The organism is Amycolatopsis thermoflava N1165 (assembly GCF_000473265.1).
In the GTDB taxonomy this organism is placed as follows: Bacteria; Actinomycetota; Actinomycetes; order Mycobacteriales; family Pseudonocardiaceae; genus Amycolatopsis_E; species Amycolatopsis_E thermoflava.
In genome coordinates this window covers 8443828-8468405 of the sequence record NZ_KI421511.1, presented here as the reverse complement: position 1 = coordinate 8468405, position 24578 = coordinate 8443828, and the positions used below count along the sequence as shown (strand labels likewise).

29 protein-coding genes are annotated in these 24578 nt (G+C 71.7%); 13 read left to right on the top strand and 16 right to left on the bottom strand.

Going from position 1 to position 24578, the window contains the following annotated elements; all coding sequences use genetic code 11:
• Positions 1-2: 2 nt before the first annotated feature.
• From AMYTH_RS0142100 to AMYTH_RS0142075, 6 genes are read right to left on the bottom strand one after another with little or no spacing between them, the layout of a single operon-like run.
• Entirely contained in the window at positions 3-725 is a 723-nt protein-coding gene (locus AMYTH_RS0142100; RefSeq protein WP_027935279.1) for a CoA-transferase subunit beta, read from the bottom strand.
• Positions 722-1576: a CoA transferase subunit A gene (locus AMYTH_RS0142095; protein ID WP_027935278.1), complete on the bottom strand. Its 855-nt coding sequence runs from the start codon at positions 1574-1576 to the stop codon at positions 722-724. The genes AMYTH_RS0142100 and AMYTH_RS0142095 overlap by 4 nt, the downstream gene beginning before the upstream one ends.
• Positions 1566-2306: an enoyl-CoA hydratase family protein gene (locus tag AMYTH_RS0142090; RefSeq protein WP_027935277.1), complete on the bottom strand. Its 741-nt coding sequence runs from the start codon at positions 2304-2306 to the stop codon at positions 1566-1568. Before AMYTH_RS0142090 ends, AMYTH_RS0142095 begins: the two co-directional genes overlap by 11 nt.
• A complete protein-coding gene (locus AMYTH_RS0142085) occupies positions 2306-3214 on the bottom strand; it encodes an SDR family oxidoreductase (RefSeq protein WP_027935276.1) in 909 nt (302 codons plus the stop codon). The genes AMYTH_RS0142090 and AMYTH_RS0142085 overlap by 1 nt, the downstream gene beginning before the upstream one ends.
• Positions 3211-3972 carry an SDR family oxidoreductase gene (locus AMYTH_RS0142080; RefSeq protein ID WP_027935275.1) on the bottom strand — a complete coding sequence of 254 codons (762 nt, stop codon included), beginning with the start codon at positions 3970-3972 and terminating at the stop codon, positions 3211-3213. The genes AMYTH_RS0142085 and AMYTH_RS0142080 overlap by 4 nt, the downstream gene beginning before the upstream one ends.
• 56 nt (positions 3973-4028) lie before the next feature.
• Positions 4029-5252: an MFS transporter gene (locus tag AMYTH_RS0142075; protein WP_051362986.1), complete on the bottom strand. Its 1224-nt coding sequence runs from the start codon at positions 5250-5252 to the stop codon at positions 4029-4031.
• 55 nt (positions 5253-5307) lie between these two features.
• On the opposite strand from AMYTH_RS0142075, the gene AMYTH_RS0142070 reads away from it, so the two are divergent.
• Positions 5308-6021, top strand: coding sequence for an ArsR/SmtB family transcription factor (locus AMYTH_RS0142070; protein ID WP_167344635.1), 714 nt, complete (start codon positions 5308-5310; stop codon positions 6019-6021).
• A gap of 625 nt (positions 6022-6646) precedes the next feature.
• Here AMYTH_RS0142070 and AMYTH_RS0142065 read toward each other — a convergent pair.
• Together AMYTH_RS0142065 and AMYTH_RS0142060 are read right to left on the bottom strand one after the other, a co-directional pair.
• The gene (locus AMYTH_RS0142065) at positions 6647-6952 is read right to left on the bottom strand and encodes a nuclear transport factor 2 family protein (RefSeq protein ID WP_027935272.1); all 306 of its coding nucleotides are present in this window, start codon (positions 6950-6952) and stop codon (positions 6647-6649) included.
• 9 nt (positions 6953-6961) lie between these two features.
• The gene (locus AMYTH_RS0142060; protein WP_037323089.1) at positions 6962-7726 is read right to left on the bottom strand and encodes an SDR family oxidoreductase; all 765 of its coding nucleotides are present in this window, start codon (positions 7724-7726) and stop codon (positions 6962-6964) included.
• Positions 7727-7790: 64 nt separating this feature from the next.
• On the opposite strand from AMYTH_RS0142060, the gene AMYTH_RS0142055 reads away from it, so the two are divergent.
• Positions 7791-8606, top strand: coding sequence for a MerR family transcriptional regulator (locus tag AMYTH_RS0142055; protein WP_208722429.1), 816 nt, complete (start codon positions 7791-7793; stop codon positions 8604-8606).
• 91 nt (positions 8607-8697) lie between these two features.
• Positions 8698-9219 (top strand): peptide-methionine (S)-S-oxide reductase MsrA, encoded by a 522-nt coding sequence (gene msrA / locus AMYTH_RS0142050; RefSeq protein WP_027935269.1) that lies wholly within the window; start codon positions 8698-8700, stop codon positions 9217-9219.
• A 1-nt stretch (position 9220) separates the two neighbouring features.
• Here msrA and AMYTH_RS0142045 read toward each other — a convergent pair whose 3' ends face one another.
• Positions 9221-9676: an SRPBCC domain-containing protein gene (locus tag AMYTH_RS0142045; RefSeq protein WP_027935268.1), complete on the bottom strand. Its 456-nt coding sequence runs from the start codon at positions 9674-9676 to the stop codon at positions 9221-9223.
• Positions 9673-10443, bottom strand: coding sequence for a DUF5131 family protein (locus AMYTH_RS46730; protein WP_051362985.1), 771 nt, complete (start codon positions 10441-10443; stop codon positions 9673-9675). The genes AMYTH_RS0142045 and AMYTH_RS46730 overlap by 4 nt, the downstream gene beginning before the upstream one ends.
• Positions 10444-10510: 67 nt before the next feature.
• Between AMYTH_RS46730 and glnA the strand changes: the two genes are divergently transcribed.
• A complete protein-coding gene (gene glnA / locus AMYTH_RS0142035) occupies positions 10511-11935 on the top strand; it encodes a type I glutamate--ammonia ligase (RefSeq protein WP_027935267.1) in 1425 nt (474 codons plus the stop codon).
• 63 nt (positions 11936-11998) lie between these two features.
• Positions 11999-12295, top strand: coding sequence for a hypothetical protein (locus tag AMYTH_RS0142030; RefSeq protein ID WP_027935266.1), 297 nt, complete (start codon positions 11999-12001; stop codon positions 12293-12295).
• 9 nt (positions 12296-12304) lie between these two features.
• Here AMYTH_RS0142030 and AMYTH_RS0142025 read toward each other — a convergent pair whose 3' ends face one another.
• Both AMYTH_RS0142025 and AMYTH_RS0142020 read right to left on the bottom strand, forming a co-directional pair.
• Entirely contained in the window at positions 12305-13633 is a 1329-nt protein-coding gene (locus AMYTH_RS0142025) for an NAD(P)/FAD-dependent oxidoreductase (RefSeq protein WP_027935265.1), read from the bottom strand.
• Between the two features lie 88 nt (positions 13634-13721).
• Positions 13722-14447: an SDR family oxidoreductase gene (locus AMYTH_RS0142020; protein WP_027935264.1), complete on the bottom strand. Its 726-nt coding sequence runs from the start codon at positions 14445-14447 to the stop codon at positions 13722-13724.
• 87 nt (positions 14448-14534) lie between these two features.
• Between AMYTH_RS0142020 and AMYTH_RS0142015 the strand changes: the two genes are divergently transcribed.
• A complete protein-coding gene (locus AMYTH_RS0142015; RefSeq protein WP_037323088.1) occupies positions 14535-15014 on the top strand; it encodes an RrF2 family transcriptional regulator in 480 nt (159 codons plus the stop codon).
• On the opposite strand, the gene AMYTH_RS0142010 is transcribed toward AMYTH_RS0142015, so the two are convergent.
• On the bottom strand, positions 15011-15730 hold the full coding sequence (locus AMYTH_RS0142010; RefSeq protein WP_208722428.1) for a glycosyltransferase family protein: 720 nt from the start codon (positions 15728-15730) through the stop codon (positions 15011-15013). The two genes, AMYTH_RS0142015 and AMYTH_RS0142010, sit on opposite strands and share 4 nt — an antisense overlap.
• A 210-nt stretch (positions 15731-15940) precedes the next feature.
• Here AMYTH_RS0142010 and AMYTH_RS0142005 point away from each other — a divergent pair, with 210 nt between their 5' ends.
• Complete coding sequence (locus AMYTH_RS0142005) at positions 15941-16591, top strand: cutinase family protein (RefSeq protein WP_027935261.1); 651 nt, start codon at positions 15941-15943, stop codon at positions 16589-16591.
• A 111-nt stretch (positions 16592-16702) separates the two neighbouring features.
• Here AMYTH_RS0142005 and AMYTH_RS46725 read toward each other — a convergent pair whose 3' ends face one another.
• Entirely contained in the window at positions 16703-17074 is a 372-nt protein-coding gene (locus AMYTH_RS46725; protein WP_228685195.1) for a TetR/AcrR family transcriptional regulator C-terminal ligand-binding domain-containing protein, read from the bottom strand.
• Between the two features lie 85 nt (positions 17075-17159).
• Here AMYTH_RS46725 and AMYTH_RS46720 point away from each other — a divergent pair, with 85 nt between their 5' ends.
• The 4 genes from AMYTH_RS46720 to AMYTH_RS50740 all read left to right on the top strand — a co-directional run bounded on the left by AMYTH_RS46720 (position 17160) and on the right by AMYTH_RS50740 (position 18768).
• Entirely contained in the window at positions 17160-17930 is a 771-nt protein-coding gene (locus AMYTH_RS46720; protein WP_228685193.1) for an alpha/beta hydrolase, read from the top strand.
• Positions 17931-18089: 159 nt separating this feature from the next.
• Positions 18090-18434 (top strand): hypothetical protein, encoded by a 345-nt coding sequence (locus AMYTH_RS50750; protein ID WP_027935260.1) that lies wholly within the window; start codon positions 18090-18092, stop codon positions 18432-18434.
• On the top strand, positions 18422-18532 hold the full coding sequence (locus AMYTH_RS51025; protein WP_323807262.1) for a hypothetical protein: 111 nt from the start codon (positions 18422-18424) through the stop codon (positions 18530-18532). Before AMYTH_RS50750 ends, AMYTH_RS51025 begins: the two co-directional genes overlap by 13 nt.
• On the top strand, positions 18529-18768 hold the full coding sequence (locus tag AMYTH_RS50740) for a hypothetical protein (RefSeq protein ID WP_027935259.1): 240 nt from the start codon (positions 18529-18531) through the stop codon (positions 18766-18768). The genes AMYTH_RS51025 and AMYTH_RS50740 overlap by 4 nt, the downstream gene beginning before the upstream one ends.
• Before the next feature lie 32 nt (positions 18769-18800).
• Here AMYTH_RS50740 and AMYTH_RS0141975 read toward each other — a convergent pair whose 3' ends face one another.
• Together AMYTH_RS0141975 and AMYTH_RS0141970 are read right to left on the bottom strand one after the other, a co-directional pair.
• Complete coding sequence (locus AMYTH_RS0141975; RefSeq protein ID WP_027935258.1) at positions 18801-20450, bottom strand: BCCT family transporter; 1650 nt, start codon at positions 20448-20450, stop codon at positions 18801-18803.
• Positions 20451-20577: 127 nt separating this feature from the next.
• Entirely contained in the window at positions 20578-21735 is a 1158-nt protein-coding gene (locus tag AMYTH_RS0141970) for an aromatic ring-hydroxylating oxygenase subunit alpha (protein WP_027935257.1), read from the bottom strand.
• Positions 21736-22042: 307 nt separating this feature from the next.
• Here AMYTH_RS0141970 and glyA point away from each other — a divergent pair, with 307 nt between their 5' ends.
• The gene (gene glyA, locus AMYTH_RS0141965; RefSeq protein WP_027935256.1) at positions 22043-23344 is read left to right on the top strand and encodes a serine hydroxymethyltransferase; all 1302 of its coding nucleotides are present in this window, start codon (positions 22043-22045) and stop codon (positions 23342-23344) included.
• On the top strand, positions 23341-24576 hold the full coding sequence (locus tag AMYTH_RS0141960) for a sarcosine oxidase subunit beta family protein (protein WP_027935255.1): 1236 nt from the start codon (positions 23341-23343) through the stop codon (positions 24574-24576). Before glyA ends, AMYTH_RS0141960 begins: the two co-directional genes overlap by 4 nt.
• Positions 24577-24578: the final 2 nt, after the last annotated feature.

Below are 24578 nucleotides of genomic sequence, written 5' to 3'. Positions count from 1 at the left end.
GGTCATGAGGGGACTTCCTTGTCCCGCAGGCCCTTCGGGTCCAGCACCTCGCGGATCAGCCGCAGCTCCTCGTCAGTGGGCTCGCGGCTCACTCCTGCCGAGGACAGGTCGATGTCGAAACCGCTTGCGGCCGTGACCTCGTCGGGGCTGACGCCGGGGTGCAGTGAGACGGCGCGCATGGCGTGGTCGGGGGTGGCGAAGTCGAACACGCCGAGGTTGGTCACCACCCGGTGCACGTCGTGGTACTTCAGTCCGGCCTTGGCGGCGTTGTCGTAGCCCACGCCGGACACGATGTCCACGGATTCGACGAACACGCGCCGGCTGTGGCGGGGCACCCAGTAGCTGGTGCGGTGGTTGGCGGTGTTGCCCGGCGCGCCCCGCACTCCGAGCAGCTGCTTGGCCGGGCGGGCGTGGTCGCCGATGGCGGAGATGTTCTGGTTGCCGAACCGATCGATCTGGTTGGCGCCCATCACCACGTGCCGCCGCCCGTGCGGGACGATGGTGTCGAGCATCTTGCGGAACGGCTGCCACCCCTCCACATTGCCCTCGACATCGATCAGATACGCCTCGCCGTCAGAAAGCAGCAGGTCGGGTTCGAAGGTCAGGCGGGCGAGTTTCGCGCCCAGCGACGGGATGTAACCCATCGGGCTGACCACGATCTCTCCGTCGCCGCGGAACAGTTCGGCCACCGCCACCACCGCGATCTCGGCCCTGGTCGCGCTCATGCCGCCGCCTCGAATCGATCCACCTCGGACAAATACCGTGCCTCGTCGCCGGACAGGAACCGGTCCACGAACCCCGGCCAGGCGTCCAGGTCTTTCGCGCACGCCACGTAGTGCTTCTGGAAGCGTTCGTCCCGGCCGTAGTCGGGCACCGCGGTGGTGAAGTGCGCACCGCGCGGCGCCTCCACCACCCCGTCCACCGCCGAGCGGTTGAGCAGCAGCGACTGCACCGGTCCGGTCAGCTCCGCCGTCTCCACCACCTGTTCGACGGAAACAAATCGTTTTTTCGCCGCCAGGCAGAACAGGTCGTCGAAGTAGGGATCCGGGCCGAGGTACTGGGCGTTACCCCGAGCATCGGCGCGGTTCAGATGCACGAGGGTAATGTCGAGTTCCTGCGCCGGGACTGCCACCAGTTCTTCTCCGTCGGGGTAGGGCGAACGGACCGTGCGCAGGCCGGGATTGACCCGCATGACCTCCGAGCCCAAACCGGCGCGCAGGGGCAGGAACGGCAACCGTTGCGCCGCCGCCGAGAGCGCGGCCGCGAACATGCCCTCGTCGTATTCGGTCACCTCGATCGCCCCGGTTTCGCGGGCGCGGCCGAACCACGGGTCGAAGGGGATCGAGTCCAGGGTGACGAACCCGAACACCACCCGCTTGACTTTCCCCGCCGCGCACAACAATCCCACATCGGGGCCGCCGTAGGAGACCACGGTCAGGTCCTTCACCGGGGTGCGCAGGAGGGCACGGATGAGGGCCATCGGTTTGCGGCGGGAGCCCCAGCCGCCGATGCCGATGGTCATGCCGTCCCGGACCTCCGCCGCGACCTCGTCGGCGGTCATGCGCTTATCGGCCATTGAGGAACTCCTCCCGAGCCTCGTCGGACGCGCCGAGCAGGTTCAGCTCGAAGGTGAACCCCTGCTCGAACCGGTAGCTGCGGTGCACCTGCTGGGTGTCGATGCCGTTGAGCGCCTCCTTCGCCGCCCGGATCACCCGCGGATCCTTCGCCGCGATATCCCGTGCCACCGCCAAAGCGCTCTCATCCAGCTCCTCGCGCGGCACCACCCGATACACCGAGCCGTGCTGGTGCAACTCGGCCGCCGTGATCGTGCGGGCCGTGAAGTACAACGTGCGCATCAAATGCTGCGGCACCAACCGCGCCAGGTGCGTGGCCGCGCCCAGCGCACCCCGCTCGACCTCCGGCACCCCGAACGTCGCATCCTCCGACGCGATCACCACATCGGCGTTGCCGACCAGGCCGATCCCGCCGCCCAGACAGAACCCGTGCACCGCCGCCACCACCGGCACCGCACAGTCATACACCGCACCAAAAGCCGCATAACAGCCCTTGTTCGCGCCCACGAGCGCCTCATACCCGGCGGTGCGCTGGATCTCCTTGATATCCACCCCGGCGTTGAACCCGCGGCCCTCCGCCCGCAGCACCACCACGTGCACATCCGGATCCTCCCCCGCGGCCCGCACAGCGGCAGCAAGGTCGAACCAGCCCTGCACCGGCAACGCATTCACCGGCGGAAAGTCCACCGTGATCGTCTCGATGTGACTGTCGCGTTTGGTCAACACCGGCATCAGGACGCTCCATACACGGGTTCGGGCGCGGGCACCTCGGCGATCAGCTTCTCCACCACCGGCCCCAGCTCGGACGGCTCCCACCGGCTTCCCTTGTCCACCATCGGGCCGTGCCGCCACGCCTGCGCCAGCGACACCTTCCCGCCCTCCACCTCGAACACCCGGCCCGTCACACCGGCAGACTCCCTGCTGCCGAGCCACACCACCAGCGGCGAGACGTTCTCCGGCGCCATCGCGTCAAACCCCGCATCCGGCCGGGCCATCGTCGCCGCGAACACCTCCTCGGTCATGCGGGTCCGCGCCGACGGGGCGATCGCGTTCACCGTCACGCCATACCGGGCCAGCTCCGCCGCCGCCACGACGGTGAGCCCGGCGATGCCTGCTTTCGCCGCCGAATAGTTCGACTGCCCGACACTGCCCAGCAGGCCCGCGCCGGAACTGGTGTTGATCACCCGCGCACTCGGCATCCGCCCCGCCTTCGCCTCGGCGCGCCAGTACTCCGCCGCATGCCGCAACGGCGCGAAATGACCCTTGAGGTGGACCCGGATCACCGCGTCCCACTCCTCCTCACCCAGGTTGACCAGCATCCGATCCCGCACGAAACCCGCGTTGTTGACCAGCACATCCAGCCGGCCGAACCGCTCCACCGCGGTGCCGATCAGGTTCCGCGCACCGGTCCAGTCGGCCACGTCATCGGTGTTCGCCACGGCCTCGCCACCGAGAGCCTCGATCTCGGCCACCACCTGGGCGGCCGGACCATCGCCGGTGGTGGAACCATCCAGGGCCACACCGACGTCGTTGACCACCACCCGCGCGCCCTCGGCGGCGAACGCCAGCGCGTGCGCCCGCCCGATCCCGCGGCCCGCGCCGGTCACGATGACGACCCGGTCCTGGCACAACCTGCTCACTGGCCCTCCCTGTTGACGTCCGCGGCCGCCTGGAACGCGGGCACCTCACCACCGCCATGCACCTTCAACGTCGCCCCCGACACATACGAAGCCAGCGGCGAAGCCAAAAACGCCGCACACCGCCCGACCTCCTCCGGCTCGGCCAGCCGCCCCAACGGCACCGTCTTCCCCACCGCCGCCACGTCGCTGCCGTAATGCAGATGCGCCTGCTCGGTGCGCACCAAACCCACATCCAGCGCGTTCACCCGCACCTTCGGCGCCCACTCCACCGCCAAACTCGCGGTCAAGTTGTCCAACCCGGCCTTGGCCGCCCCATACGCGGCCGTCCCCGGCGACGGGCGGGTCCCGGACACGCTGGAAATCATCACGATCGACCCGCCACCGTCCTGACGCTGCATCACCGCGTTCGCCTGCTGCGCCACCAGCAACGGCGCCAACAAGTTCAACCGCACGATCTTGTCGTGAAACCGCGGCGACGCCTCCGCAGCGGAAGCGAACGGACTACCACCCGCGTTGTTCACCACCACATCCAGCCGACCGTGCTCCTCCACAACCCGACCGATCAACGCCGACACCTGCTCCGGATCACGCACATCGCACGCGATGAACTCGCCCGCCGGTTCCTCCGGCTCGCGCCGGGCGCAGGTCACCACATGCGCGCCGCAGACCTGGAACACCCGCGTGATGCCCCGGCCCACGCCACGCACACCACCGGTCACCAGGACCACGGCTCCGGCCAGGCCCAGATCGCTCTCCACACCCCAAAACTAGAACATGTTCTCGTCAGGGACAAGCTCGCTGGTCTGCGTGCTGTTCAGGAAACACGAGAACCGGTTTCCACCCGGGTGCGGACGGCCCAGCGAGCCGCCGGAACCGTGCCCAGCCCGGCGGCGAGGAACACCGCGGCGAGCACGAACCAGCCGGGGCGGCCCCAGGTCCCGACGAGCAGCGTCATCAGCGCCGGGCTGAGCATCTGTGCGCCGGCCTGGGCCGTGGCGGCCAGGCCCTGGTAGCGACCGGTCGCGCCGGGCGGGGTCAGGTCGAGGGTGAGCGCCCACTTCGCGGCGATGAACCACAGCTCGCCCGCCAGGTGGGCGGCCGCGGCGAGCAGCACCAGGCCGACGGCGATCGCGCCGCTGCCGCCGGCCGTCGCAGCGAACAGCAGGCAGGCGAGCGCGAGGGCTGCGCCCGACCCGACCGCCCGCGCGGCGCCGCGTCGCGAGCCGGTGCAGCCGCGGCTCGCGACGACCTGCAGGAGCGCGACGCCGAGCGAGTTGACGATGACGACCACGCCCGCCAGCCCGGCAGGCAGGTGCGTGTCGCGGACCAGCCACAGCGGGAGCGCGGTCGACACCAGGCCCCAGCACAGCGAAAGCAGGCCGGTCGTCGAGACGACGGCGAGGAACGCGGGGTCGGCGAGCACGGTGCGCGGCTTGCGCGCCCGCGCGACCGGCCGCACCCTCGGAACGCGGGTGAGCAACGCGGCGTAGGCCAGTGAGGTGAGCGCGTTGACCGCGATCAGGACGTGGAACGCGGCCGGGCTGCCCAACGTCAGGCAGGCCGCGCCGGCCGCCGCACCGACGGTGTAGCCGAGGTGGCTGGCGACCCGCTGCCGGGCCAGGTGCGCCACGCGGGTCTCCTCGTCGGCCAGCTGCGCCACGTAGGCGGTGCGGACCCCGGCGGTGGCGCGGTCCGCGGCCGTGTTGACGACCGCGACGGCCAGGAACACCGCGACGTGGTGCGCGAACACGAACGCGGCCATCGACACGCCCTCGACCGCGATCAGGGCGATCAGCAGCTCCCGAGGCCCGAGCCGGTCCGCCAGCGCGCCGACCGGTGTCGCCGCGAGCAGGCCCGCGCCGCCCGCGAGCATCAGCCCGAGGCCGACGACCGGGGCAGGCAGCCCGGCGACGGACGTGAAGTAGACCGCCCAGGTCGTGTACCACGCGCCGCCGCCGGCGGTGGTGACCAGCACGCCGAGCGCCATCACCCGGAACGGGCCAGGCGGCGGGATCTGCTCGTGCCAGTAGCGACGCATCACATAGACCTATCACGTCTCCGTGAAACGTGAAAGTCGATGGTAGGGTCTGGGCGTGACCTCCCTCGGATGGACCAGCGCCGAGCAGCCGGTGGTGGCGACAGTGACCGGGCTGGCGCGCGAGCTGGCCGACCCGATCCGGCTGACGGTGCTGCAGCTGCTCGCGCACGAGGGGCCGCACGGGATGACCCAGCTGGCGGACGTCCTCGGCGTGACACCGGCGCGCTTGGGCAACCACCTGGCGAAGCTGCGGCAGGCCGGGCTGGTGGTGACGTCGCAGAGCGGGCGGCATGTCACGTACCGGCTGAAGGACCCCGCGATCACCGCGGTGCTGGACGCGCTGGCCGACTACGCGGGCGGTGCGCTCCCGCTGCCCGGCCCGGCCGCGCCACCGGAGCGGCTGTGTTACGACCACGCGGCCGGGCGGCTCGGGGTGGCCGTGCTGGACCACTTGCTGGCCGAAGACGCGCTCCGCCGCCGGGCCGACACCGACGAGCTGGAGCTCGGCCCGCGGGCGGCGGAGGTGCTGGCGCGGCTGGGCATCGACGCGGACACGCTGACGACAGGCCGCCGCAAGACGGCGACGAGCTGCCTGGACCGCACGTTGCGCCGCCCGCACCTGGGAGGCGCCCTCGGGCACGCGATCCTGACCCGGCTGCGCACGGAGGGCCTGGTGGAGGTCGACGCGGACGGCCGAACGCTGACCCTCCACCCCGACGCGGGCGACCGCCTGGGGGCCCTGCTGCCGGGCCTGGTGCTCGACCGCTGACCACGCTCGCACCGGCGACCCCGGCCGCGGGCCCCTCGCCGCATCAAAGGGCGCGGCCGAGCGAATCTGCTGCCGGCCCACGGCCACCGACCGCAATCTCACCGGTGATCCCCGGCCGCGGCCCGAGACCGCCTCGCCACACCGAGCGGCGCGGCCGAGCGCCCGGGCGATCGGCCGCCGCGCCGGCGCTCGGCCGCTGACCGCGATGGCACCGGCGATTGCCGGGCCCGGGACCGCCTGGCCGCATCGAGCGGCACGCGGCCGAGCGATCTGCGGCCGGCCCTCGGCCGCTGACCGCGATCGAGCCGGTGATTCCCGGCAGCCGCAGCGCCACCCAGGGGCGCCAGGCTCCCTCGACCGGCGCGGCCGATTCCCCGACCAGGCAGCGATGACCGCGGCCCACCCCGGAATCGCCGGGCACCGCCGACCGGCGCGGCCGAGCGCCCGGGCGATCAGCGGCTGGGCCGGCCCCCAGCGTTGAATGCCGCCGCAGAGCGGCGCCGCAGGCCCAGCGCAGCCGCGCCGCGGCAGGCCCGGCGGCCAGCGCAGCCGCGGGCGCGGCAGGCCCAGGGCCCGGCCGCGCAGACCGGGCGCCGGGCCTGCGATCCCCGCGCCACCTCGAAGCTCAGGGGGCGATGGTCAGCGCGGCGATCCGCTCCCCGCGCAGCCGGAACCGGTAGTGCAGCTCCACCTCCCCACCAGGAAAGTTCCCGGTCAGGTGCTGTGTCACCGTCCACTCGCCCGCCGCACGGGAAACTCCCGTCAGCGTGGCCGTGTACTGGTACTCCGTGGCCGCGCGATGCAGCCACCCGTCGATCTCTTCCGTCCCGCGGTACGTCCGGCCGTCGTCGGTGACCACGGCATCAGGGGTGAAGCCCACGGCGCTCGGACCATCCAGGTAGTCGCGGATCGCCTGTGGCAGTTCGGTCATCGTTCCTCCTCAGACGGTCGGCATCGTGCCGCCGTCGATCGTGTGTTCCGCGCCCGTGATGGCGGCCGCCCGGTCGGACACCAGGAACGCCACCAGCTCCGCCACCTCCTCGGGCAGCGTGGGCCGTCCCAGCGGGATGCCGCCGAGCGCGGCCGTCAGCCGGTCCCAGGCGGCCCGCTCGTCGACGCCGTCCGCCTCGGCCAGGCGCGCGACCAGGGCATCCGCCGCGGAGGTGCGGATCGCGCCCGGGGAGACCACGTTCACCCGCACCCCGCGCGGCGCCAGCTCCTTCGCCAGCCCCTTGCTGTACGTAGTGAGCGCGGCCTTCGCGGCCGCGTACCCGAGCGTCGCCTCGAACAGCGGCAGCCGCCGCTGGATGGACGACACGTGCACGACCGCCCCGCCCGCGGCCACGTCCGGCAGCAGCGCCCGGTCCAGGCGCACCGCGGCGAGCAGGTTGAGGTCGAGCTCGTCCTGCCAGTGCCGGTCGGTCAGCGCCGCGAACCCGCCACCCGGCGCTGACGACCCGCCCACGGTGTGCACCAGGATGTCCAGCGCCCCGAACCGGTCGCGCACCTCCCGCACCACCGTCTCGACCCCGCCGGGCGCCGTGACGTCGGCGGCGACGAACGGGCCGTCGGCGTGTTCCGGGCGAGTGCGGGCGGTGGCCAGGACATCAGCACCGGCGGCACGCAGCCGGGCGACGACGGCCGCGCCGGTGCCCCGCCCGCCGCCGGTCACCAGGGCGCGCCGCCCCTCCAGGGATTCGTTCATGCCCCGCACACTCCGCCGTGCCCGCGCGCGAGGGTCAAGCGCTCGACCCTCCCCCGGGGAGAGGGTGCAGAATCCGCTGGTGCTGACCATCGGCGAGTTCGCGAAGCTGACCCACCTGAGCATCCGCACGCTGCGCCGCTACCACGACGCCGGGCTGCTCGAACCCGCCCGCGTCGACCCGGCCACCGGCTACCGCTACTACGACGCGGCGCAGATCCCGGCCGCGCAGGTGATCCACCGGCTGCGCGAGCTCGACGTGCCGCTGCCCGAGGTGCGCCGCATCCTGGGCAGCCCCGACCCGGAAGCCCGCGCGCTGCTGGTCGGCGAGCACCTGCGGCGGCTGGAGGACCAGCTGGAACGCACCCGCGCGGCGGTCACGTCGCTGCGCAGGCTGCTCACCCCCGAACCCGGCGAACTGGCGGTCGAGCTGCGCCGGACCCCGGCCACGACGGTCGCCGCGGTCGAGGGGACCGTCGCGGAGGCCGACGTGCTCGCCTGGTACGCGGGCGCGATGGCCGAGCTGGACGCGGTGGTGCCGGCCCCGGCCGGCCCGCCCGGCGGTCTGTACGACAACGAGCTGTTCACCCACGGCCGCGGCCGGATGCTGGTCTACCTGCCGGTCACCGAACCACCCGCGCCCGCCGGGCGCGTGCGGCCGGTGACGCTGCCCGCCGCGGAACTCGCGGTCGCCACCCACCCGGGCGACCACGACACGATCGACGTCACCTACGGCGAGCTCGGCCGATGGGTGGTGGAGCACGCGCTCGCCGTGGCCGGCCCGGTGCGCGAGGTCTACCTCAGCGGCCCACGGGACACCGCCGACCCGGCGGCGTGGCGGACCGAGATCGGCTGGCCGGTCTTCCGCGTCGCACCGGCCTGAGGAGTCCACAAGGGACGTGGCGCGGAATACTGGACCGGCACGCGGGGTTGACCCGGTGCAAGCCGGACTACTCGGTGAGAGGTGATGCGAGATGCGGACGTTCGTGCTGGCCGGCGGGTGCTTCTGGTGCCTGGACGCGGTCTACCGGACGCTGCGCGGGGTGCAGGACGTGGTGTCCGGCTACACCGGCGGCGACACGGCCCAGCCGTCCTACGAGCAGGTGTGCACCGGGCGGACCGGGCACGCGGAGGCGGTCGCGGTGACGTTCGACGAGACGGTCATCCCGGCCGAGGTCATCCTCGACGTCTTCTTCACCCTGCACGACCCGCGGCAGCTCAACCGTCAGGGCGCCGACGTCGGCACGCAGTACCGCTCGGCGATGTTCTACGCCGACGACACGCAGCGCGCCGAGTTCGAAGCGGCCATCAAGCGCGCCGGCGACTGGTGGGACGGCGAGATCGTGACCACCCTGGAGCCGCTGGGCGAGTTCTACCGCGCCGAGGAGTACCACCAGGACTTCTTCGCCAAGAACCCCGGCCAGGGCTACTGCCTCGCGGTCGCGCTGCCGAAGGTGAACAAGGTGCGCAAGTCCTTCGCGCAGTACGTCGTCTGACCTAGCGTTCGACGAACGCGGCCAGCTTCGCCAGCGCCATCCGGGTTCCGGTCTCGTTGTCCTCCGGGGCGACCGAGGCCGGCACCCCGTCGTGCCGGATGACCACCTTCGTGCCGCCTTCGGCGTCGGCGAGGGTGGTCGTCATGGTCATCGTGCCCTGGGAAGCCGGGTCGGGGCTGTCGAACTCGATCACCTCGACGACGCGCCGCCCCGGCTCGAGCACCGCGAAGTGGCCGGTGTAGGTGTCGGTGGCGCCGCCGGACTTGCCCTCGCGGCCGGGGTCGTCGTAGACCAGCGACACCCGGAATCGCCCGCCCTCGCGGGCGTCGAACTCGTGCACCCTGGCCGTCATCCCGTCCGGCACCCGCCACGTCGCGATCGCCTCACCGTCGACCAGGGCGCGGTAGACCTCCCGGCGCGGTGCGCGCACGAACCCGGAAACGCTCGTCGAAGTCATGACGACACCATGGCGTGGCGGCCGCCGGGTGTCCATCCTCCCGGCATCTCGTCCCAGGTGCGGCGGTCGAGGAGCCGCCCGCCTGCGTTGCGGGTCCGGCCGCCCCACTGCTTGAACAGGAACGGGATCCCCGCCGCGACGCACCGGTCCCGCACCGGCCGGACCCACTCGGCCGCCATCGGGCGCGCGTGCGGCCCCGACTCGCCGCCGGCGTAGACCCAGTCGAGCCCCGTCAGGTCCAGGTCCGGCAGCGGGCCGAGCAGCGGTTGCAGGGACAGGAACCGCACCGCGGCCGGGGTTTCGCGGAGCCGGTCGGCGCGCCCGGCCTGGGCGTTGCTCTCGATCGTCACGCCCCACCACACGTGCGGCAGCGGCTCCGGCGCGAGCCGCGCCAGCACGGCCGCCATCCGCGCCGGCCGTTTGGTGAGCGCGAAGTACGTGTGCTGCGGGGCGCGCGCCATCGCGTCGAGCACGTCGGCGAGGAAGTCCTCGGGCACGCCGGGGTGGAACAGGTCGGTCATCGAGCCGGTGAACACCAGCCGGGGCGCTCGCCAGCGCGAGGGGACCGCCAGCCGCCCGGGGTGCAGGGTGAGGGCGAAACCCGGTCCGCTGGTGCGGGGGTCGCCGTCGCGGGTGTAGGCGGGGCTGCCCATGGCCTGCAGCCGCCGCGCGAAGGCCATCGCGTAGCAGTTGTCGCATCCGGGGCTGACCCGATCGCAGCCGGTGGCCGGGTTCCACGTCGCGGTCTCGATGGTGCCGTCCCGCATCCTTCCATTGAACCCCCGACGCGAGGACGCTGGGAATTCCACGGCCGCGACGGCAAAGGAGCCCGCCATGTTCGCCAACGCAGACGAAGTCCTGCGCTACATCGCCGACGAGAACGTGGAGTTCGTCGACGTCCGGTTCTGCGACCTGCCCGGCATCATGCAGCACTTCACGGTGCCCGCCGCGGCGTTCGACGCCGACGCCTTCGAGGACGGGATCGCCTTCGACGGCTCGTCCGTGCGCGGGTTCCAGTCGATCCACGAGTCCGACATGCTGCTGCTGCCCGACCCCTACACGGCGCGCGTCGATCCGTTCCGCGCGGAGAAGACGCTGTTGATGAACTTCTTCGTGCACGACCCGTTCACCCGCGAGTCCTACAGCCGCGACCCGCGCAACATCGCCCGCAAGGCCGAGGAGTACATCAGCGAGTCGACCATCGCCGACCGCGCGTTCTTCGGGCCGGAGGCGGAGTTCTACATCTTCGACTCGGTGCGGTTCGGCAACGTGGAGAACACCGCGTTCTACGAGGTCGACTCGGTGGAGGGCTGGTGGAACACCGGCCGCGACGAGGAACACGGCAACCTCGGCTACAAGACCCCGTTCAAGGCGGGCTACTTCCCGGTGTCGCCCCGCGACCACTTCGCGGACCTGCGCGACCAGATGGTGCGCAACCTGGCCGGCGTCGGGATCGAGGTGGAGAAGGCGCACCACGAGGTCGGCAGCGGCGGCCAGGCCGAGATCAACTACCGGTTCAACACGCTGCTGCACGCGGCCGACGACCTGCAGCTGTTCAAGTACGTCGTGAAGAACACGGCGTGGGAGCAGGGCAAGACGGTTACTTTCATGCCGAAGCCGCTGTACAACGACAACGGCTCGGGCATGCACTGCCACCAGTCGCTGTGGGACGAGAACGGCCCGCTGTTCTACGACGAGGCGGGCTACGGCGGGTTGTCCGACCTGGCGCGGCACTACGTCGGCGGGATCCTGCACCACGCGCCGAGCCTGCTCGCGTTCACCAACCCGACGGCGAACTCCTACCACCGGCTGGTGCCGGGCTTCGAGGCGCCGATCAACCTGGTGTACTCGCAGCGGAACCGGTCGGCGTGCGTGCGGATCCCGGTGACCGGCTCGTCGCCGAAGGCCAAGCGGATCGAGTTCCGCTGCCCGGACTCGTCGGGCAACCCGTACCTGGCGTTCTCCGCGATGCTGATGGCCGGGCTGGACGGGGTGCGCAACAAGCTGGAACCGCCGTCGCCGATCGACAAGGACCTGTACGAGCTGCCGCCCGAGGAGGCGCGGGACGTGGCGCAGGTGCCCGCGTCGCTGGAGGCGGTGATCGACCGGCTCGAATCCGATCACGAGTTCCTCCTCGCGGGCGGCGTGTTCACCGAGGACGTGATCGAGACGTGGATCGACTTCAAGCGCGAAACGGAGATCGACCCGCTCCGGCTGCGGCCGCACCCGTACGAATTCGCGCTCACCTACGACGTGTAGGTGTTGACCGCCGCGCGGCGCAGGCGGACCATGACCTCTCCCGGGTCTGAAAAGGAGCGGGAAATGACTTTCGTACAGGTTATCGAGTACAAGACCGAGCACCCGGAACAGATGAACGACATGATGGACCGCTGGCTGGCGGAGACGCAGGGCAAGCGGACCGCCACGCACGCGGTGCTGATGAGCGACCGGGAACGCCCCGGCACCTTCATGGAGTTCGTCGAGTTCCCGTCCTATGAGGACGCCATGCGCAACTCGTCCCTGCCGGAGACGGACCGGTTCGCGAAGGAGATGATGGCCCTCTGCCAGGGCGACCCGGTGTTCCACAACCTGGAAGTGATGCGCGACGAGCGCCTCTGAGCGCCGCGCTCACGACTCCGCGCGAACCGGCTCCCCGCCGGTCACGAACGCCTCCCGCGGGTGCTGCACCGATGCCAGCGAAAGGATGTCCCGCCCGAACAGCGCCGCGGTCAGCCAGACCGCCAGCACCCGCATCTTTCGTTCCCAGCTGGGCACGGCCAGCACGTGGTAGCCGCGGTGCATGAGCCACGCCGGCAGCCCGGTGACGACGATCCGCCGGTACTGGAAGATGCCGCGGCCGAGGCCGAGCGTCGCGATCGCGCCGAGGCTGTGGTGCACGTACGGCTTCGTCGGGCGGCCGCGCAGCGTGGCGATGATGTTGCGCGCAAGCAGCTTGCCCTGCCGGTACGCGTGCTGCGCGTTGGGCACCGTGCGGGCGCCCGGCACGGGCGAGGCCAGGTCCGGCACCGCGGCGTCGTCACCGGCCGCCCACGCGTCCGGCACCGGCGCCGCCTGCGTGCCGACCCGCAGGTCCGGCCGCACGACGATCAGCCCGCGCTCGTCCACCGGCAGGTCGGTGTGCCTGCCGGTGACCGGGTTCGCGCCGTTGCCCGCGGTCCACACGATCAGCTCCGAGTCGAACTCCTCGCCGCTGGACAACACGACGTGCCCGCCGACCGCCGACGTGACTCGGGTGTTCAGGTGCACACGCGCGCCCCGGCGCTCGAGCGAGCGCACGACCCACCGGCCGGGGCGGTCGGTGACCTCCGGCAGTATCCGGCCGGACGCCTCCACGAGGTGGAACCGCAGCTCGTCCCGGCTCAGCTCCGGGTAGCGTGCGAGCAACGCGGTCGCCAGCGACAGCAGCTCGCCGAAGCCCTCGACCCCGGAGAACCCGCCGCCGACGAAGGTCACGGTGAGCAGCCGCTGCCGCCGCGGCCCCGGCGGCAAGGTGGCGGCGCGGTCGAACGCGGTGAGCAGCCGGTCCCGGATCGCCACCGCCTCCTCGACGTGCTTGAGGCCGATCGCCTGCTCGGCGATGCCCGGCACCGGGAACTTCCGGGTCACCGCGCCCGCGGTGACCACGACGACGTCGTAGCCGAGCTCGAAGCTCTCGCCCTCGGCGGGCCGGACGGTGACCACGCGGTGCCCGTGGTCGATCGCGGTGACCATGCCTGCGACGATCCGCGTCCGCCGCAGGTGCCGCCGCAGCGACACCGCGGCGTGACGCGCCTCCACCGAGCCGGCCACCACCTCGGGCAGGAACGGCTGGTACGTCAGGTACGGGCGCGGGTCGACGAGCGTCACCTCGGCCTCGCCCCGGCGCAGCTTCTTCTCCAGTTTCCAGGCGGTGTAGAAGCCGGCGTAACCGCCGCCGACGATGAGGATCCTGCGCATCACGACCCCTTTCCTCTCGGTCGCCCTGGGGACGACACGGCCCGGCCGGGTTGTGACGCCCGGAGCAGCCCTGGTGCCGCGGATCACGTCAGCGGAACTGGAGCCAGTCGCGGTAGCGGGTGGTGGCGCGACGGCCGCCGGTCAGCACGTCGCCCTTGACCGCGGCGAACAGCCCTGCGGTCTCGTCGGTGACGACCCGGCGGCCGTCGCCGGTCACGGCGAGCGTGATGCGGCCCAGCTCGTCGAGCGGGAAGACCTCGGGGCCGCCGACATCGCGGGTGCCGCCGAGCGGGGCTCCGGTCGCGGCCTCGGCGACCGCGGCGGCGACCTCGGCCGAGCTGATCGGCTGGATCGGGGTGGACGGCAGGCGCACGACGTCGCCGTCGGTGGTGAAGTCCAGCACCGCGGGGACGAACTCCATGAACTGGGTGGCGCGCACGATCGTGTACGGGATGGGACCGGCCTTGACGAGGTCCTCCTGCAGGGTCTTGGCGCGGTAGTAGGCCACGTCGGGCACCTGGTCGACGCCGACGATCGAGAGCGCGACGACGTGCCGGGCACCCGCCGCGTGGGCGGCGGCCAGCAGGTTGGTCACCGAGGTGCGGAAGAAGTCGATGGAGGCCTCGTCGAAGGTCGGCGAGTTCGTCACGTCGACCACCACCTCCGCGCCGCGGACGGCCTGGTCGAGCCCCTCCCCGGTGAGCAGGTCGACGCCGGTGGCCCGTGAGTGCCCGGCAGCGTCGTGACCAGCGGCGACGAGCCGGTCGACGACCTGGGAGCCGATGAGGCCGGTGCCGATGACCGCGATCTTCATGAGGAACTCCTGACTCGGACTGATCTTGTCCGAGATATTACTCGGACATCTGTTGTCCGAGTCAAGGGTGATCGTTAGTCTGGTCGCGTGAAGCTGTCCGGTGGGGTCGAGTGGGCGTTGCACTGTTGCGTGGTGCTGACGGCGGCGGCCGAGCCGGTGCCCGCCGCGCGCCTGGCCGAGCTGCACGGGGTGTCCGGGACGTACCTGGCGAAGCAGCTTCAGTCGTTGTCCCGCGCGGGGCTGGTCCACTCGGTGCAGGGGAAGGCAGGCGGGTACGTGCTGACCCGCTCGCCGGAAGAGATCACGGTGCTCGAGGTGGTCGAGGCCGTCGAAGGGCCGCAGTCGACGTTCGTGTGCACCGAGATCCGCCAGCGCGGCCCGATGGCGACACCGCCGTCGGCTTGCACGGCGCCCTGCGCGATCGCGCGCACCATGTTCGAGGCGGACAAGGCCTGGCGGGCCGCGCTGCGGCAGGTGACGGTGGCCGACCTCGGCCGCATGGTCGGCACCGACTACGAGGGCGACGTGCTGGGCCAGGTCGGGAAGTGGCTCAGCAGACCGTCCTAACCGGACTGCCAGTGCCAGCCCGAGCGGCGCAGCGCGTCGGCTCGCGCCAGCACGCTCTCCAGGCGCGCCGCGGATTCGGCCTTGTCCCAGTACCGGTCGGCGGCCGTGGTCTGGGCGTCGTGCTTGCGGTAGAGCACGCTCGGCTCGGCGATGAACTCCCCCGCCGCCACCGCTTCGGCGGCCAGCAGCAGCCCGACGGTCTCCGCGCCGGTCAGCGCCGGCCAGCCGCCCAGGGCGCGCACCAGGTCCGTGTGCGCCGCGAACGTGTTGGCCTGCACGGACAACCGGTCGTCGAGCTGCTCGGCGTAGAACCGGCCCGGCGGCACCGGGCCGGGCGGCGGATCATAGGGGCCGGGCCGCGTCGAGCCGTCCGGCAGCAGGTCGACGCACGCCGAGGTGCACCACGCCACCCGGCCCAGCGCCTCGATGTCCCTGGCCAGCGCGCCGGGCAGCAGCACGTCGTCGGCGTCGAGCGTGCGCACGATCGAGCCGGTCGCCCGCGCCAGCGCCATCGTGCGCGCGACCGCGGCCCGGCCGGGCAGCCCGGAACCGGGCAACACACGCTCATCGGGCGGCAGGCACTCCACCACGCCGCTGTCGCCGTCCTCCTGCAGGCACCACTCCCACTCCCAGCCGGACGGCAGTTCCTGGTCGCGCAGCGAGGTGTAGGCCTCCCGCAGGAAGTGGTGTCCCCCGTCATGGACAGCCGTGATCACACTGACCTTCGGCAACGGATCCCCCAGATCGAGACGATGTCCGTGACCATCAAACCAGCTCACGACCGGGAGCAGCCGCGAGGAGGTCGGCCGTGAGCAGCAGCAGCGCGGCGGGGCACGTTCGGTGACCGGTGAAATGCGGTTTCACCGGTTTTTCATCGCCCGCCTACCGTTCGCCGGGATTTCGTCCACACGAACCGGGAGGGTTCGATGAAGAAGATCGCGGCACTGCTGACCGGACTGGCGGTCGGGGCGGCGGCGTACCTGGTGGCCTCGCCCGTCGCGCAGGCCGCCCCGTGCGAGGGGACCTACACCATCGTCGTCGGCGGGACCGGCGACAACGACTCCGACGACCCGTACTGGCAGGGCAACATCAGCCAGCGCGTCGGCTACCCGGCGATCCCGGTCGGCATCAACGCGCGGCAAGGCGTCGACGAGCTGAACCGGCTGATCCGCGACCAGCGCAACGCCTGCCCCGGACAGCACGTGAAGGCCGTCGGGTTCTCGCTCGGCGCCGCCGTCGTGCACACCTGGGTGACCGAGAACTGGCCGACCATCGACAACGTGAACGCCGTGCTGATCGCCGACCCGAAGCGGGCGGCGGGCCCGGGCAACGCGGGCGCCGCGGCACATCCGCTGGTCGCCCCGGTGGTCGGCGCGCCACTCGCCGGAGCGGACGACTTCTTCGGCGACATCCCCACCCTGACGCTCTGCACGGACGACATCATCTGCGACGCCAACGCGGCGTCCGGCCTGCCGGGCTACCTGTGGGAAGGCAGGCACGGCAACTACAACTTCAACGTGGACGTCTACTCCGACGACGCGCGCGGGCAGTGGTTCAACGGGGTCTACATCCCCTGATCACCACGCGGCGGCCCCGGGCCTGGGTGGATCGGCCCGGGGCCGCCGCACGTCAACGGTCCTATCCGAGAGGGACGCCGAGCGTGGCGAAAGGGGCGCAGCCCGGCCGCGTCAGCGGAACTGGCGCACCACCATCTCCGCCAGCGCGGCCACATCGGCCTCCGCCATGGGGCCGCCCGTGATGCCCATCCGGTGCAGCAGCGTGCCGACCACGACGTCGATGAACAACAGCACCCGGTTCTCCGGCTCCCCCAGCGCGTCCTGCAACACCACGCGGTACGGGTCCTGCAACCGCGTCGTCAGCACCTCGCGCAGCGCCGGGTCGTTGACCGCGTCCACGAAGACCCCCGCGAACGCCGCGCCCACCCCGGGTTCGGCGATCTTCGCCGCGGCCCAGTGCACCGCGCGGGTCAGCACCTCCTGCCGTCCCTCGCCCTCCAGCGGCACCGGGCCGAACGCGTGCACCAGGCAGTCCGTGATCAACGCGCCCTTCGACTAGCGCGCCTCCCGCCTGGCGCGGCTGATCACCGGGCGCCCGGACCGCGGCGCGACGATCGAGTGGCAGGACGTGGCGCTGCCCGACCGCACGGTCCCGGTTCGCGTGTACCGGCCGCGGCTCGGCGAGAACCTGCCGGTCGTGATCCACGTGCACGGCGGCGGCTTCACCGGCACGGCCGTGCAATGCGACTGGGTCAACAGCCACCTTGCCGCCCGGCTGCCTGCCGTCGTCGTCTCGGTCGAGCACCGCCTCCTCGCCCCGGGCGCCCCGCTGACCGCCGCCGCCGAGGACGCGTGGGACGTGCTCCAGCAAGCGAAAGCCTGGGGCGATCCGACGCGGCTCGCGGTGTTCGGCGAGAGCACCGGCGGGCTGATCGCCGCACTCTCCGCGATCCGCGCCCGCGACACCGGCCTGCGGCTGCGGGCCCAGGTGCTGGTCAACCCGGCGCTCGACCTGACCGAGACCGCCTACGACCACCCGTCGATGACCGAGCACGCGCGAAGCCCGATGCTGACGATCGAGCAGATGCGGCTGTTCCACCGCCTGGCCGCGCCGGCAGGAACCGACCCGCGCCCGCTGTCGCCGCTGCTGGCGAACGACCTCGGCGGGCTGGCCCCGGCGCTCGTCGTGGTGCCCACGATCGACCCGGTCGCCGACCACGGCCGCCGGTACGCCGAGCGGCTACGCCACGCCGGCACCCACGCCGAACTCGCCGAACATCGCGGGGCGCCGCACGCGTTCCTCAGCATGCCCGGCCTTGTCCCGCAGGCGAAGCCCGCCCGCGCGGAGATCACCGCCTTTCTCGCCGGGCATCTCGTCGCGGCGCTGGAGGCACGATGACGGAAACCGCGGACGCCTGCTGCGGCCGCACGCCGGCAGCTTCACCGCGGTGGTGGTGCGGCAGGTGATCGGCGCGGCCGCCGGGCTGGCGCCGCTGCTCGCGGTCGTCGAACGGGGCCGCACGCTGCTGTCCCCGGAACCGGCCGACGAGGGTCGCGTGTGGACGGTCTGGGCGCGGCCGGCCTGCTCGTCCGGCTGCTGTGCACCGCAGCGTCGGCCGGGGTCGTCCTGGACGACCGGGTGCAGCTGTCCTGCCGCCGCCTGCTGGCCGAGCAGCTGGGCCGGGTGCCGATCGTTTGGTTCGCCCGCCGCCGCACCGGCGAGGTGGTCGGCGAGCGCGTCAGGGCGGTGCGCCCGTTCATTGCCCACACCCCCGGGCGAGCTGGTCTCCGCGTTCATCGTGCCGCTGGTGGCGATGGTCCCGCTGATGATGACCGCCGCCCGGTCAGCGGCTCGCGGTCGTCGGCCCGTCCGGTGCGGCGAAGAGCACGCTGCTGCAGCTGATCGCGCGGTTCTACGACGTGAACGCGGGCGCGGTGCGGATCGGCGGCGTGGACGTGCAGGTCCGCGCCGCGGCGACGGCGCCCGGCTGGACGAGGTGACGTCGGCGCTTGACGCGGTGAACGAATCCGCGGTGCACGAGGGAATCGAACGGCTGATGGCAGGCCGCACGATGGTGATGGTGGCGCACCGGCCGCGCACCGTCCGGAGCGCCGACCACATCGGCTTCCTGGACGACGGCCACATCGCCGAACAAGGCACCCACGAGGAACTCCGGTCCCGCGGCGGTCGGTACGCGCGGTTCTGGAACCTGACCCTGAAGCCGGCGAACGACTGAACCGGGCGCCCGCCGGGGCGGGCGCCCGCTCCTCAGTCCACCTTCTCCGCCGGCGCGCGGCCGTTCCCGCTCGGCGCGCCTTCGCCCGTGGGCGCCACCTGCAGGCAGAAGTCGCCGTCGTAGTGGCGGTTTCCGGTCAGCACCGCCTGCTCCACGATCTCCGCGCTCTTCTCCTCCCGCCGGATCATCGGGTCGCTGCGGAGGTCCTTCGCCAGCGCCACGCACAGCACCACCATCACCAGCGCGAACGGCGCCGCCGCGATGATCGTCAGGTTCTGCAGCCCGGTGAGCGCCTCGTCGCCACCGCCGCCGACCAGCAGCATCACCGCGGCCACCCCACCGGTCGCCACGCCCCAGAACACCACCAGCCACCGCTTCGGCTCGATCGCGCCGCGTTGCGACATCGACCCCATCACCAGCGACGCGGCGTCCGCGCCGGAGACGAAGAAGATCGCCACCAGCACCATCACCAGCACGCTCGCCACGGCGGCCAGCGGGAACTGGTCGAGCACCCCGAACATCTGCGACTGCGCGCTGCCCGCGCTCGCCAGATCCGCGCCACCGCGCTGGAGCGTGATCGCCGTACCGCCCATGATGCTGAACCACACCAGGCTCACCACGGACGGAACGAGGATCACGCCGATCACGAACTGCTTGATCGTGCGGCCGCGGCTGATCCGCGCGATGAACATGCCCACGAACGGCGTCCACGAGATCCACCACGCCCAGTAGAAGATCGTCCACGACGACAGCCAGCTCTCCATGTTCTCGCCGCCGGAGGCGCCCGACCGCGAGATCATCTCGCCCATCTCGCGGAAGTAGTCGCCGATCGTGGAGGGCACCAGGTTGAGGATGAAGATCGTCGGCCCGACCACGAAGACGAACACCGCGAGCACGGCGGCCAGCACCATGTTGATGTTGGACAGCCACTGGATGCCCTTCGCCACCCCGGACACCGCGGAGGCGACGAACGCCACCGTCAGCACCGCGATCACGCCGATGAGCAGGCCGGTGCCCGGGTTGTCCGACAGCCAGCCCCGCTGCACGAGCCCGCTGCCGATCTGCAGCGCGCCCAGCCCGAGCGACGCGGCGGACCCGAACAGCGTCGCGAAGATCGCCAGGATGTCGATGAGCCTGCCCAGCGGCCCCTCGCTCACCCGCTCGCCGAACAGCGGCGCGAACGCCGAACTGATCAGCTGCTTGCGGCCGCGCCGGAAAGTGCCGTAGGCGATGGCCAGCCCGACCACCGCGTACATCGACCACGGGTGGATGGCCCAGTGGAACAGCGAGGTCGCCATCGCGGTCTCCACCGCCGCGTCGGTGCTGCCCGCGACCGTGCCCGGCGGCGGCTCCACGAAGTGCGACAACGGTTCGGCGACCCCGTAGAACATGAGCCCGATGCCCATGCCCGCGCTGAACATCATCGCGATCCACGACACCGTGCGGAACTCCGGCCGCTCGCCGTCGTGGCCGAGCGGGATCTTGCCGTACCGGCTGAACGCCAGCCAGATCGCGAACAGGACGAACCCGGTCGCGGCGAGCAGGAACGCCCAGCCGGTGTTCCGGATCAGCCAGTCCAGCACCCCCGCGGACACACTGGACAGGCTGTCGGTCGCGAACACGCCCCAGGCCAGGAACGCCGCCGCGACCACCGCCGCCACGACGAACACCACGCGATCCATCCCGCCGCGCGCTCTGGGTTCCGCGGGTTTCCGGGTCGATGCTTCCGTACTGGGCACGACGCTCACCGCCTCTTGCTCGAGTTGGTTGTCCGGTTGCCCCCCTGCGCTCTGCGAGATGGTCACCGCGTCACCGCCCGCCGGCCAGTGTCCGCTCGACCCACTCGTGGAATTCGCCGATGTGGTGTTCCGAGGGCACCAGGACCCCGCCGCGGGCGTAGGCGCGCGAGGACATCGCGGGCTGGCAGCGTTCGCAGGCGTCGAAGTCCTGCTGGTTCACGCGGTGGAACAGCTCGACCGAATGTGACACGTCGCGGCCGGAGTCCACCACTTCGCGGGCGTAGAGCCAGTCGCATTCGACGATCGTGCGGTCGACCGCCATCGGGAACATCCGGTGGATGATCACGTGGTCGGGCACGAGGTTGACGAACACCTGCGGCCGCACGGTGATCGCGTAGTAGCGGCGGTCCTGGTGCTCGTCCACCCCGCCGAGCCGGTCGAACCCGGCGCTGCCGTCCACCGTGAACCCGCTGACGTCCTCGCCGAACTCCGCGCCGTGGCCCACGTAGTACTGCGCGGCGTAACCGTCGGCGAACTCCGGCAGCACCTCGGTCAGCTCGGGGTGGATCGTCGCGCAGTGGTAGCACTCCATGAAGTTCTCGATGATGAGCTTCCAGTTGGCCTTGACGTCGTAGGTGATCCGCCTGCCCAGGGCCAGCTCGTCGATGCCGTAGTTGCCGATCGCGTCCAGCTGCCCGAGCCGGCCTGCCACGTCCGCCTGCACCGTCTCCTCGAACGAGGGCGGCTCCTCGGCCAGGCACAGCCAGGCGTAGCCGAGCCACTCCCGCAGGTGCACCGGCTTGAGGCCGTACTCGGTGCGGTCGATGTCCGGCATCGAGGTCAGGTTCGGCGCCGCGACGAGCTTGCCGTCCAGGCCGTAGGTCCACGCGTGGTAGGGGCACTGGAAGTTCCGCTTGACCGTGCCGCTCTCTTCCACGCACAGGCGGGCACCGCGGTGGCGGCAGATGTTGAGGAAGGCCCGCAGGCCACCGTCCCGCGACCGGGTCACCAGCACGCTCTCACGGCCGATCTGCACCGTGCGGAAGTTGCCGGGTTGCGGCAGGTCCGCGCTGCGGACCGCGCAGAACCACATCTGCTCGAAGATCTTCTCCTGCTCCAGGGCGAAGATCGTCTCGTCGGTGTAGGTGATCCCGCCGAGGGTGGGGATCAGGCTCGACGGAAGCCCGGGCTGGTCGGTGGACGGCGCGGTGGTGGTGTTCTCGGTCAACGAACGCTCCGTGGTGGTGTGAGTGACCGGGGACTGGTTGTTGCTTCTTCCGCAACACCTGCGTGATGTGCAACTGCGACGCGGACCACAGTGCGGCCTGCACACCGGCCCTGTCAAGACCTGAACCGGGGGTGCCGCGGAGTTTTCCTCCCGGCAACACGAAGCGCGAAATCCCTGCGACACAAGGGACTCACGAGTAACAAAGGTTCGCCGGAATCGGCTCTTGACCCCGCCGGACGCCGAGCCGTAGCGTGACGGCCAGTTGATATATCAGTCGGCGAACAGAGGTATGAGACCGGGAGGCAGCATGTCGGTGGCCATCGGCCGCGCTGGCGCACTCAGCCCCCAGCGAGTGCTCGGGCGTTCCCTGCCGGAAACCGATCCGGAGGTGCACGCGGCGATCGGGCGCGAGCTCGGCCGCCAGCGGGACACCCTGGAGATGATCGCGAGCGAGAACTTCGCGCCGCTGGCGGTGATGCAGGCGCAGGGGTCGGTGCTGACCAACAAGTACGCCGAGGGCTACGCCGGCCGCCGCTACTACGGGGGCTGCGAACACGTCGACGAGATCGAGACTCTGGCCATCAACCGGCTCACGGCCCTCTTCGGCGCGGAGTACGCGAACGTGCAGCCGCATTCCGGCGCCCAGGCCAACGCCGCCGCCATGGCTGCGCTGCTGGAGCCCGGCGACACGATCCTCGGCCTGGACCTCGCGCACGGCGGGCACCTGACGCACGGGATGAAGCTCAACTTCTCCGGCCGCCTCTACGACGTGGCGGCCTACCACGTGCGCGCCGGGGACCACCGCGTCGACATGGACGAGGTCGAGCGGCTGGCCAGGGAGCGCAGGCCGAAGCTGATCGTCGCCGGCTGGTCGGCCTACCCGCGTCACCTGGACTTCGCCGCGTTCCGCCGGATCGCCGACGAGGTGGGCGCGTACCTGATGGTCGACATGGCGCACTTCGCCGGCCTGGTCGCGGCGGGCCTGCACCCCTCCCCCGTGCCGCACGCGCACGTCGTCACCTCGACCACGCACAAGACGCTCGGCGGCCCGCGCGGCGGCGTGATCCTGGCCGAGCGGTCGCTGGCGAAGAAGCTCAACAGCAGTGTCTTCCCCGGCCAGCAGGGCGGGCCGCTGGAACACGTCATCGCGGGTAAGGCGGTGGCGTTCAAGCTGGCCGCCGAGCCGGAGTTCCGCGAGCGCCAGGAACGCACGCTGCAGGGCGCGAAGATCCTCGCCGACCGGTTCCTGCGCGAGAGCGGGATCGGGGTGCTGACCGGCGGCACCGACGTGCACCTGGTGCTGGCCGACCTCCGGGAGTCCGAATTGGACGGCAAGCAGGCCGAGGACCGGCTGCACGAGGTCGGGATCACCGTCAACCGCAACGCCGTCCCGTTCGACCCGCGCCCGCCGATGATCAGCTCGGGCCTGCGGTTCGGCACGCCCGCGCTGGCCGCCCGCGGGTTCGGCCCCGACGACTTCGCCGAGGTCGCCGACATCGCCGCGCTGGCCCTGCGCCCGGACGCCTCCACCGCCGACCTGGACAAGCTCGCCGCCCGCGTCGCCGACCTCACCGCCCGCCACCCCCTCTACCCGGAGCTGACGGCATGACCACCCCCCAGCCCCCTGGCGCGCACCTGCCCGACCACCCGGACTTCCTGTGGCGCAACCCGGAACCGAGGCGCAGCTACGACGTCGTGATCGTCGGCGGCGGCGGGCACGGCCTGGCCACCGCGCACTACCTCGCGCGCAACCACGGCATCACCAACGTCGCCGTGCTGGAGCGCGGCTGGCTGGCCGGCGGGAACATGGCCCGCAACACCACGCTGATCCGCTCCAACTACCTGTGGGACGCCTCCGCGGCGATCTACGAGCACGCCCTGAAGTTGTGGGAAGGCCTCGAGGACGACCTCGGTTACCCGATCCTGTTCTCCCAGCGCGGCGTGCTGAACCTGGCCCACACCGAGCAGGACGTCCGCGACAGCGTGCGGCGGGTGGAGGCCAACAAGCTCAACGGCATCGACGCCGAATGGCTCTCCCCCGACGAGGTCGCCAAGGTCTGCCCGATCGTCAACGTCTCCGGCGACATCCGGTACCCGGTGCTGGGCGCGACCTACCAGCCGCGCGCCGGCATCGCCAAGCACGACTACGTCGCCTGGGGTTTCGCGCGCCGGGCCGACGAGGCCGGGATCGACCTGATCCAGGACTGCGAGGTCACCGGGTTCACTGTGGACGGTGACCGGGTGACCGGGTTGCGCACCAGCCGCGGCGACATCGGCTGCGGCACCGTCGCGCTGTGCGCGGCCGGGCACACCTCGGTGCTGCTGGACCAGCTGGGCGTGCGGGCGCCGCTGCAGTCGCACCCGCTGCAGGCCCTGGTGTCCGAGCTGCTGGAGCCGGTGCACCCGACGATCGTGATGTCCAACGCCGTGCACGTGTACGTGTCCCAGGCGCACAAGGGCGAACTGGTGATGGGCGCCGGGGTGGACTCCTACAACGGGTACGGCCAGCGCGGCGCGTTCCACATCATCGAGCGGCAGATGGCCGCCGCGGTGGAGCTGTTCCCGGTGTTCGCCCGGGCGCACCTGCTGCGCACCTGGGCCGGGATCGTCGACGTCACGCCGGACGCCTCGCCGATCGTCGGCCGCACGCCCTACGACAACGTCTACCTCAACTGCGGCTGGGGCACCGGCGGTTTCAAGGCCACCCCGGGCCTGGGCTGGTGCCTGGCCGACACCATCGCCAACGGCGAGCCGCACCCGTACGTGGAGCCGTTCGGCCTGGACCGCTTCGTCACCGGCGCGCTCGTCGACGAGCACGGCGCCGCCGCCGTCGCCCACTAGGA

Coding starts and splice junctions, on each gene's coding strand:
- AMYTH_RS0142100 (WP_027935279.1), bottom strand. CDS start 725: ATGAGCGCGACCAGGGCCGAGATCGCGGTGGTGGCGGTGGCCGAACTG.
- AMYTH_RS0142095 (WP_027935278.1), bottom strand. CDS start 1,576: ATGGCCGATAAGCGCATGACCGCCGACGAGGTCGCGGCGGAGGTCCGG.
- AMYTH_RS0142090 (WP_027935277.1), bottom strand. CDS start 2,306: ATGCCGGTGTTGACCAAACGCGACAGTCACATCGAGACGATCACGGTG.
- AMYTH_RS0142075 (WP_051362986.1), bottom strand. CDS start 5,252: ATGCGTCGCTACTGGCACGAGCAGATCCCGCCGCCTGGCCCGTTCCGG.
- AMYTH_RS0142065 (WP_027935272.1), bottom strand. CDS start 6,952: ATGACCGAACTGCCACAGGCGATCCGCGACTACCTGGATGGTCCGAGC.
- AMYTH_RS0142060 (WP_037323089.1), bottom strand. CDS start 7,726: ATGAACGAATCCCTGGAGGGGCGGCGCGCCCTGGTGACCGGCGGCGGG.
- msrA (WP_027935269.1), top strand. CDS start 8,698: ATGCGGACGTTCGTGCTGGCCGGCGGGTGCTTCTGGTGCCTGGACGCG.
- AMYTH_RS0142045 (WP_027935268.1), bottom strand. CDS start 9,676: ATGACTTCGACGAGCGTTTCCGGGTTCGTGCGCGCACCGCGCCGGGAG.
- AMYTH_RS46730 (WP_051362985.1), bottom strand. CDS start 10,443: ATGCGGGACGGCACCATCGAGACCGCGACGTGGAACCCGGCCACCGGC.
- glnA (WP_027935267.1), top strand. CDS start 10,511: ATGTTCGCCAACGCAGACGAAGTCCTGCGCTACATCGCCGACGAGAAC.
- AMYTH_RS0142030 (WP_027935266.1), top strand. CDS start 11,999: ATGACTTTCGTACAGGTTATCGAGTACAAGACCGAGCACCCGGAACAG.
- AMYTH_RS0142025 (WP_027935265.1), bottom strand. CDS start 13,633: ATGCGCAGGATCCTCATCGTCGGCGGCGGTTACGCCGGCTTCTACACC.
- AMYTH_RS0142020 (WP_027935264.1), bottom strand. CDS start 14,447: ATGAAGATCGCGGTCATCGGCACCGGCCTCATCGGCTCCCAGGTCGTC.
- AMYTH_RS0142005 (WP_027935261.1), top strand. CDS start 15,941: ATGAAGAAGATCGCGGCACTGCTGACCGGACTGGCGGTCGGGGCGGCG.
- AMYTH_RS0141975 (WP_027935258.1), bottom strand. CDS start 20,450: ATGGATCGCGTGGTGTTCGTCGTGGCGGCGGTGGTCGCGGCGGCGTTC.
- glyA (WP_027935256.1), top strand. CDS start 22,043: ATGTCGGTGGCCATCGGCCGCGCTGGCGCACTCAGCCCCCAGCGAGTG.
- AMYTH_RS0141960 (WP_027935255.1), top strand. CDS start 23,341: ATGACCACCCCCCAGCCCCCTGGCGCGCACCTGCCCGACCACCCGGAC.